This is a genomic window from Lysobacter enzymogenes, from assembly GCF_017168095.1.
GTDB lineage: Bacteria > Pseudomonadota > Gammaproteobacteria > Xanthomonadales > Xanthomonadaceae > Lysobacter > Lysobacter enzymogenes_D.
The window spans coordinates 1,813-2,527 of the sequence record NZ_LXSD01000394.1; positions in this window are offsets into that span (position 1 = coordinate 1,813).

Consider the following 715-nt stretch of genomic DNA (forward strand, 5'->3'; position numbering starts at 1 on the left):
TCGCATGGCCCCCTGTAGGAGCGGCGCAAGCCGCGACCGCGCCACCGCGGCTACGACGAAACCCGCTACGCACGCGACGCTGGCCGCTCTGCGTTCGACGCGGCTGGAAGCTGCGCGGTCGCGGCTCGCGCCGCTCCTACAGCGAGGCTTCGATGCGTTCGGCGCTCATGAAAAAACAGATGTTGCGCGTCCGCTCGCATGGCCCCCTGTAGGAGCGGCGCAAGCCGCGACCGCGCCACCGCGGCTACGACGAAACCTGCTAAGCCCGCGACGCTGGCCGCTCTGCGTCCGACGCGGCTGTAAGCTGCGCGGTCGCGGCTCGCGCCGCTCCTACAGGGGGCTTCGGTGCGTTCGGCGCTCATGAAAAAACAGATGTAGCGCGTCCGCTCGCATGGCCCCCTGTAGGAGCGGCGCAAGCCGCGACCGCGCCATCTCGGCTGCGACGAAACCCACTACACCCGCGTCGCCGGCCGCTCTGCATTCGGCGCGACCGGACGCTGCGCGGTCGCGGCTCGCGCCGCTCCTACAGCGAGGCCTCGATGCGTTCGGCGCTCATGAAAAGAGCCGGGCCGGTGCGTGTCGCCGCCGGCCCGGCCAGGGGAACGCTGCGCGCTCAGACGATCGGTTCGGCGGGCGCGGCTTGAATCGGCGGCGTCGCGGGCATCGGCAGCGCGGCCGCGGGCCGGCCCTTCGGCGGCGGGGGCGGCGGGGGCGG